The sequence below is a fragment of the Pseudomonas sp. BMS12 genome (assembly GCF_001592875.1).
GTDB lineage: Bacteria > Pseudomonadota > Gammaproteobacteria > Pseudomonadales > Pseudomonadaceae > Aquipseudomonas.
Map to the genome: position 1 here is coordinate 66,540 of NZ_LSOF01000020.1, position 7,295 is coordinate 73,834.

The following is a 7,295-nucleotide window of genomic DNA, read 5'->3' on the forward strand; positions in this document are numbered from 1 at the left end:
GGGAGTCAGGTCAGAAGAACGCCTGCAGGCCGGTCTGCGCGCGGCCGAGGATCAGCGCGTGCACATCGTGGGTGCCCTCGTAGGTGTTGACCACTTCCAGGTTGACCAGATGGCGGGCCACGCCGAACTCGTCGCTGATGCCGTTGCCGCCCATCATGTCGCGGGCCATGCGCGCGATATCCAGCGCCTTGCCGCAGCTGTTGCGCTTCATGATCGAGGTGATTTCCACCGCGGCGGTGCCTTCGTCCTTCATCCGGCCCAGGCGCAGGCAGCCCTGCAGGGCCAGGGTGATCTCGGTCTGCATGTCCGCGAGTTTCTTCTGGATCAGCTGGGTCTGTGCCAGCGGACGGCCGAACTGGGTGCGGTCGAGGGTGTACTGGCGCGCGGTATGCCAGCAGAACTCGGCGGCGCCCAGCGCGCCCCAGCTGATGCCGTAGCGGGCGGAGTTGAGGCAGGTGAACGGGCCTTTCAGGCCGCGCACGTCGGGGAAGGCGTTCTCTTCCGGGCAGAACACGTTGTCCATGACGATCTCGCCTGTGATCGAGGCGCGCAGGCCGACCTTGCCGTGGATCGCCGGGGCGCTCAGGCCTTCCCAGCCTTTTTCCAGGACGAAGCCGCGGATCTCGCCGGCATCGTCCTTGGCCCAGACCACGAACACGTCGGCGATCGGGCTGTTGGTGATCCACATCTTGCTGCCGGTCAGGCGGTAGCCGCCGTCGACCTTCTTGGCGCGGGTGATCATCGAGCCCGGGTCGGAGCCGTGGTTCGGCTCGGTCAGGCCGAAGCAGCCGATATATTCGCCGCTGGCCAGCTTCGGCAGGTATTTCTGCTTGGTGGCTTCGTTGCCGAATTCATGGATCGGCACCATCACCAGCGACGACTGCACGCTCATCATCGAGCGGTAGCCGGAGTCGATGCGTTCCACTTCGCGGGCGATCAGGCCGTAGCACACGTAGTTGAGGCCGCTGCCGCCGTAGGTTTCCGGGATGGTCGCGCCGAGCAGGCCGGTTTCGCCCATCTCGCGGAAAATCTTCGGATCGGTCTGCTCGTGGCGGAAGGCTTCCAGCACGCGCGGGGCCAGCTTGTCGGCGGCGAACTGCTGGGCGCTGTCGCGCACCATGCGCTCTTCTTCGGTCAGCTGTTGGTCCAGCAGCAGCGGGTCGATCCAGTTGAAGCTTGCCTTGGCGGCCATGGGCGAATCCTCGAAACGTGGCAGTGAAGGGCCGGCGCGCTGGCCGGGCAGTGGGGAAAGACTAGGCCCGTGCGTCGCGTGCGGCAAACGAGTTATTCGCATGTTGTTGTGCGATTTGATCACTCCGAGATAGCCTTCAAGAGCATATCTAGCGATTCAGAGTGAGGTCTTGGCATAGATGCGCCGCAAGATACCCAGCACCGCCGCCCTGGTGGCCTTCGAGTCGGCCGCCCGCCACCAGAGCTTCACCCAGGCGGCCCACGAGCTGGCGCTGACCCAGAGCGCCATCTGCCGGCAGATCGCCGGGCTGGAGGAGTTTCTCGGCATCGAACTGTTCCGCCGTTCGCGGCGCGGGGTGAAGCTGACCGAAGCGGGCCTGGCCTACAGCCGCAAGGTCGCCACGCAGCTCGATGCGGTGGAGCGCGACACCTTGGCCGCGATGAGCCCGCAGGGCGCGCAGAGCCTGGAGCTGGCGGTGGTGCCGACCTTCGCCACGCAGTGGCTGGTGCCGCGGCTGAAGGATTTCCAGCGGTTGCACCCGGAAGTCACCGTGCACCTGACCAACCGCACACGGCCTTTTCTGTTCGCCGATACCGCCTTCGATGCCGCCATCTATTTCGGCGATGGCGACTGGTCCGGTACCGAGGCGCATTACCTGATGCCCGAGGAGCCGCTGCCGGTGTGCAGCCCCGAGCTGCTGGCGGGGCGCGCGCAGTTCAGCGCCGCCGAGCTGTCCGCGCTACCGCTGCTGCAGCAGAGCACCCGACCCTATGCCTGGCGCCAATGGTTCAACGCCCAGGGCCTGAACGTGCCGCGTGACCTGTCCGGGCCGCGCTACGAGCTGTTCTCCATGCTCGCTCAGGCCGCCGCACACGGCATGGGCGTAGCGCTGATCCCGCCGTTTCTGATCGAGCGCGAGCTGGCCGAAGGGCGCCTGTTACGGGCCCATCCGGCGGCGCTGCACAGCACGGACAAGGCCTACCGCCTGATGATCCCAGAGCGCAAGGTGGAGTCGGCGGCGCTGGGGGCGTTTCGCGATTGGTTGCTGGTCGCGGCGCAGGCATACCGAGAAGAACAGGGTGCCCGTTAACAAGTCGCAAGCGACGTGAGGCTGTATGAAAGATGCGTGGTTAAAGCCCCGCGATGAGTTCTTGTAGGAGGGGCCTTGCCCGCGACATGTAGGTCGCCAAGAAGTGTCGCGGCCAAGGTCGCTTCTACAGACTGCTTAGGTTCGGGATTGGGGGCAGAAAAAATCGCGGCTGAAGTCGCTCCCACTGGGGAGGTGCTGCCAGCGGAAATGCAGACAAAAAAAGGGATGGCCGAAGCCATCCCAGAGTGGTGAGGCCGGTGAGAGCCTCGTCTATGAACTGTTTCCCGTAGATCGCCGGTTCAGGCGCTGAGCGGCACCAGGCGCGGGGCGATCATGTTTTCCGGGCGCAGGATGTCGGCCAGGGTGGCCTCGTCCAGCAGCTGCTCCTCGCGCACCAGCTCCAGCACGCCGCGGCCGGTGTCCAGGGCAGTCTTGGCGATGCGAGTGGCGTTCTCGTAGCCGATGTAGGGGTTGAGCGCGGTGATCAGGCCGATGGAGTTTTCCATCAGCGCGCGGCAGTGGGCTTCGTTGGCGGTGATGCCGTCGATGCACAGCTCGCGCAGCATATCCATGGCGCGGGTCAGCAGGCGGATCGAGTCGAAGATCTTGTAGGCGATCAGCGGCTCCATCACGTTCAGCTGCAGCTGGCCACCTTCGGCGGCCAGGGTCAGGGCCAGGTCGTTGCCGATCACTTCGAAGGCCACCTGGTTGACCGCTTCCGGGATCACCGGGTTGACCTTGCCCGGCATGATCGAACTGCCCGGCTGGCGCGGCGGCAGGTTGATCTCGTTGATGCCGGTGCGCGGGCCGCTGGAGAGCAGGCGCAGGTCGTTGCACAGCTTGGACAGCTTGACTGCGGTGCGCTTGAGCATGCCGGAGAACAGTACGAAGGCGCCCATGTCGCTGGTGGCTTCGATCAGGTCGGCAGCTGGCTTCAGCGGGTGGCCGCTGATGATGGCCAGGCGCTGGACGGCCAACTGCTGGTATTTCGGGTCGGCATTGATGCCGGTGCCGATCGCGGTGCCACCCAGGTTGACCTCGTGTAGCAGGGTCGGTGCGAGCAATTTCAGGTGTTGCAGGTCTTCGCCGAGGGTGGTGGCGAAGGCGCGGAACTCCTGGCCGAGGGTCATCGGCACGGCGTCCTGCAGCTGGGTGCGGCCCATCTTCAGTACATGGCCGAACTCCAGGCCCTTGGCGGCCAGCGACTGGATCAGCTTGTCGAGGGCGGTGAGCAGGCTGTCGTGGCCGAGCAGCAGGCCCAGGCGGATGGCGGTCGGGTAGGCGTCGTTGGTCGACTGCGCCATGTTCACATCGTTGTTCGGGTGCAGCTGCTTGTACTCGCCCTTCTCATGGCCCATGGCTTCCAGGGCGATGTTGGCGATCACCTCGTTGGCATTCATGTTGGTCGAGGTGCCGGCGCCGCCCTGGATCATGTCGACCACGAACTGCTCGTGGAACTCGCCCTGGATGATGCGTGCGCAGGCGGTGCTGATCGCGGTGTGCTTGGCCGCGGACAAATGGCCCAGCTCGCGGTTGGCGTCGGCGGCGGCCTGCTTGACCATCGCCAGGGCGATCACCAGTTTCGGGTAGTGCGACAGGGTGACACCCGACAGTCGAAAATTCTGCACGGCACGCAGGGTCTGAATGCCGTAATAGGCTTCGGCGGGGACTTCGAGGGTGCCGAGCAGGTCTTTTTCGAGGCGGGTGGATGCAGCAGCGGACATGATGAGGGTTTTCTCTGGGAATACGGCGATTGCCGCGATGGGTAGATATAATGCGGCCTGGCTCCGCTCGTCGGCCAATGCTGTTGGTGGCTGTCCTATGCCGAATCGGCATAATGAGGATGTGACTCGGCTGTTCAATGTGTCGTGCAAAATAATTTACATAGGCGCTGCTCCATGAATCTGGAAACCAAGTGGCTGGAAGACTTCGTCGCCCTGGCCGCCACCCGCAGTTTTTCCCAGGCGGCGGTGAAGCGTTTCGTCACCCAGCCCGCCTTCAGCCGGCGCATTCGTAGTCTTGAAGAGACGCTGGGCCTGACCCTGGTCAATCGCACGCGCACGCCGGTCGAGCTGACAGAGTCGGGCCAGCTGTTTCTGGTCACCGCACGCAACGTGGTCGAGCAACTGGGCGAGGCCGTGCGCCACCTGCACCATCTGGAGGGCCAGCAGGGCGAGGTGTTGCAGATCGCCGCGGCGCACTCGTTGACCCTGGGCTTCTTTCCCGAATGGATCGCCCGCCTGCGTCGCGATGGCCTGGCGCTGTCCACGCGTCTGGTCGCGGCCAACGTTGGCGAGGCGGTGCACCTGCTGCGCGAGGGCAGCTGTGACCTGATGCTGGCGTTCTACGACCCGGATGCGGTGATGCAGCTGCCGGCGGAGATGTTCCCATCGATGCACCTGGGCAACACGGCCATGCTGCCGGTGTGCGCCGTGGGCGAAGATGGCGCGCCACTGTACGACCTCGACGGCGGGCAGAGCGTGCCGCTGCTGGCGTACACCAGTGGTGCCTTCCTCGGCCGTTCGGTGAACCAGCTGCTGCGCCAGCGCGCGTTGCGCTCGACCACGGTGTACGAGACGGCGATGGCCGACAGCCTGAAGACCATGGCCCTGCAGGGCCTGGGTGTGGCCTGGGTGCCACGCCTGTCGGTGACCGCCGAGCTGGCCCGTGGCGAGCTGGCGATCTGCGGCGCCGAGTCCTGGCAGATTCCGCTGGAGATTCGTCTGTACCGCTGGGTGCTGTCGCGCAAGGCGGCGGTACGCCTGCTGTGGCGCAAGCTCGACGCCGGGGTGGGCAGCGCCGAGGCCTGAGCAGGGCTACTGCAGCCCGTACTTTTTCACCTTGTCGAACAGGGTGGTCTTGGCCAGGCCAAGGTCCTGGGCGGCCTGGCTGAGGTTGCCGCCGCTGCGCTCCAGAGCGGCGCCGAGCAGGGTGCGCTCGAAGGCCTCGACGGCCTCGGCGAAGCCGGTGCCGCTGCCATCCGGCGCACTGCTGCTGTGCTTGAACACCGGCAGGCCGAGGGCGAAGCGCTCGGCCACATTGCGCAGCTCGCGCACGTTGCCGGGCCAGTCGTGGGCCTGCAGGGCGGCAGCGGTGTGGCGGTCCAGTTCCGGCGCGGCGCGGTCGAAGCGCAGGGCGGCCAGTTGCAGGAAGTGCTGGAACAGCAGCGGGATGTCCTCGCGCCGTTCGCGCAGCGGCGGCAGTTCCAGGCTGACCACGTTGAGGCGGTAGTACAGGTCGCTGCGGAACTCGCCGCGCTGGCCGCGCTCGGCCAGGTCGGCCTTGGTCGCGGCGATCACCCGGCAGTCCACGGCGATCGGCTGGTTGGAGCCTAGGCGTTCCAGGCTGTGCTCCTGCAGCACGCGCAGCAGCTTGATCTGCAGGGCCAGCGGCATGCTCTCGATCTCGTCGAGGAACAGGCTGCCGCCGTCGGCGTGTTCGATCTTGCCGATGCGCCGTTTGCCGGCGCCGGTGAAGGCATTGGCCTCGTGGCCGAAGATCTCGCTCTCGAACAGGCTTTCCGGCAGGCCGCCGCAGTTCAGGGCGACGAACTCCTTGGTCTGACGCCGGCTGAAGTCGTGCAGGCAGCGGGCGACCAGCTCCTTGCCGGTGCCGGTCTCGCCCTCGATCAGCACGTTGGCCCCAGTATCGGCGACGTTGGCGATCAGTTCGCGCAGTTTCTGCATGGCCGGCGAGCGCCCGATGATGCGCTGCTCCAGCGCCTGGCGCCCGGCCAGCTGGCGGCGCAGGGCGCTGACCTCGCGGGCCAGGCCGCGTTGTTCGAGGGCGCGGCGCACCACGTCGACCAGGCGCTCCGGGGAGAAGGGCTTTTCCATGAAGTCATAGGCGCCGTCGCGCATGGCGCCGACCGCCATGCCGATGTCGCCGTGGCCGGTGATCAGCACCACTGGCAGGCTGGGGTCGCGTCGCTTGAGTTCGGCCAGCAGCTGCAGGCCGTCCATGCCGGGCAGGCGGATGTCGCTGACCACGATACCGGCGAAGTCGCCGTCGACCAGGCGCAGCGCCTCCTCGGCACTGGCCACGCCCTGACTGGGGATGTCTTCCAGCTGCAGCGCCTGCTGGCAGCCGAGCAGCACGTGGGGGTCGTCCTCGACGATCAGGACGGTGAGTGCTTCAGGCATCGGTGCTCCTCGCGATGGGCAGATGCAGGATGAAGGCGCTGCCGCCTTCCTCCGGATGGCGCACCACCAGGCTGCCACCCGCGGCGGCGGCCAGGCTGGCGGACAGAGTCAGGCCGAGACCGAGGCCTTTCTCGCCGGGTTTGGTGGTGAAGAAGGGTTCGAACAGGTGGGCGCGCACATCCGGCGGGATGCCGGGGCCGCTGTCGCGTACCTCCAGGCGATAGCCGTCGGCCTCGACCGCGCCGCTCAGCCAGATGTGCCGCTGCGGCTGTTCGCGCACGGCATCCAGGGCGTTGCTCAGCAGGTTGACCAGGATCTGTTCCAGGCGGGTCTGGTCGATGGCGAGCTCGCTGTCGGCGCAATCGCGGTGCAGCTCCAGCGGCTCCTGCTCCAGGCGGGTGTGCAGCAGGAACAGGGCGGCGTCGATGGCCTGGCCCAGCTGGGCGCGGCCCTGGCCGTCACTGCGCCGGGCGAAGGCGCGCAGGCTGGCGGTGATGCGCCCCATGCGGTCGACCAGCTCGCCGATGGCCTGCAGATTGCTGCCGGCCACGTCCAGTGCGCCGCGTTCGAGAAAGCGCGCGGCATTGGCCGACAGCGTGCGCAGGGCGGCCAGCGGTTGATTGAGTTCATGCGCCACGCTGGTCGACATCTGCCCGATCACCGCCAGCTTGCCGGCCTGCACCAGGCCGTCCTGGGCCTGGCGCAGGTCGGCCTCGGTCTGCTCGCGCTCGTGCACCTCGGCGAGCAGGCGCTGGTTGCTGGCGGAGAGGTCGGCGGTGCGCTCGGCGATCTTGCGCTCCAGCTCGTTGTTGGCGCGCTCCAGCGCCTCGCGGGCGGCCAGGCGGGTGGCGATCACCTTGCGCCGCTGGTT

The 7,295-nt window shown here is 66.9% G+C and carries 6 protein-coding genes; 2 read left to right on the plus strand and 4 right to left on the minus strand.

What is annotated here, in order from left to right; all coding sequences use genetic code 11:
• Positions 1-10: 10 nt before the first annotated feature.
• Positions 11-1,192 carry an acyl-CoA dehydrogenase gene (locus AYB31_RS18900; RefSeq protein ID WP_068830566.1) on the minus strand — a complete coding sequence of 394 codons (1,182 nt, stop codon included), beginning with the start codon at positions 1,190-1,192 and terminating at the stop codon, positions 11-13.
• 178 nt (positions 1,193-1,370) lie between these two features.
• Between AYB31_RS18900 and AYB31_RS18905 the strand changes: the two genes are divergently transcribed.
• On the plus strand, positions 1,371-2,282 hold the full coding sequence (locus tag AYB31_RS18905) for a LysR family transcriptional regulator (protein ID WP_068830568.1): 912 nt from the start codon (positions 1,371-1,373) through the stop codon (positions 2,280-2,282).
• Between the two features lie 299 nt (positions 2,283-2,581).
• Here the strand turns inward: AYB31_RS18905 and AYB31_RS18910 are convergent, their stop codons facing one another.
• Positions 2,582-4,006, minus strand: coding sequence for an aspartate ammonia-lyase (locus AYB31_RS18910; RefSeq protein WP_068830570.1), 1,425 nt, complete (start codon positions 4,004-4,006; stop codon positions 2,582-2,584).
• Positions 4,007-4,180: 174 nt separating this feature from the next.
• On the opposite strand from AYB31_RS18910, the gene AYB31_RS18915 reads away from it, so the two are divergent.
• The gene (locus AYB31_RS18915) at positions 4,181-5,092 is read left to right on the plus strand and encodes a LysR substrate-binding domain-containing protein (RefSeq protein WP_068830572.1); all 912 of its coding nucleotides are present in this window, start codon (positions 4,181-4,183) and stop codon (positions 5,090-5,092) included.
• A gap of 6 nt (positions 5,093-5,098) precedes the next feature.
• Here AYB31_RS18915 and AYB31_RS18920 read toward each other — a convergent pair whose 3' ends face one another.
• Positions 5,099-6,424, minus strand: coding sequence for a sigma-54-dependent transcriptional regulator (locus AYB31_RS18920; RefSeq protein WP_068830574.1), 1,326 nt, complete (start codon positions 6,422-6,424; stop codon positions 5,099-5,101).
• A partial coding sequence (locus AYB31_RS18925) for a sensor histidine kinase (protein ID WP_236715581.1) occupies positions 6,417-7,295 on the minus strand: 879 nt, incomplete at its 5' end. The genes AYB31_RS18920 and AYB31_RS18925, both read right to left, overlap by 8 nt.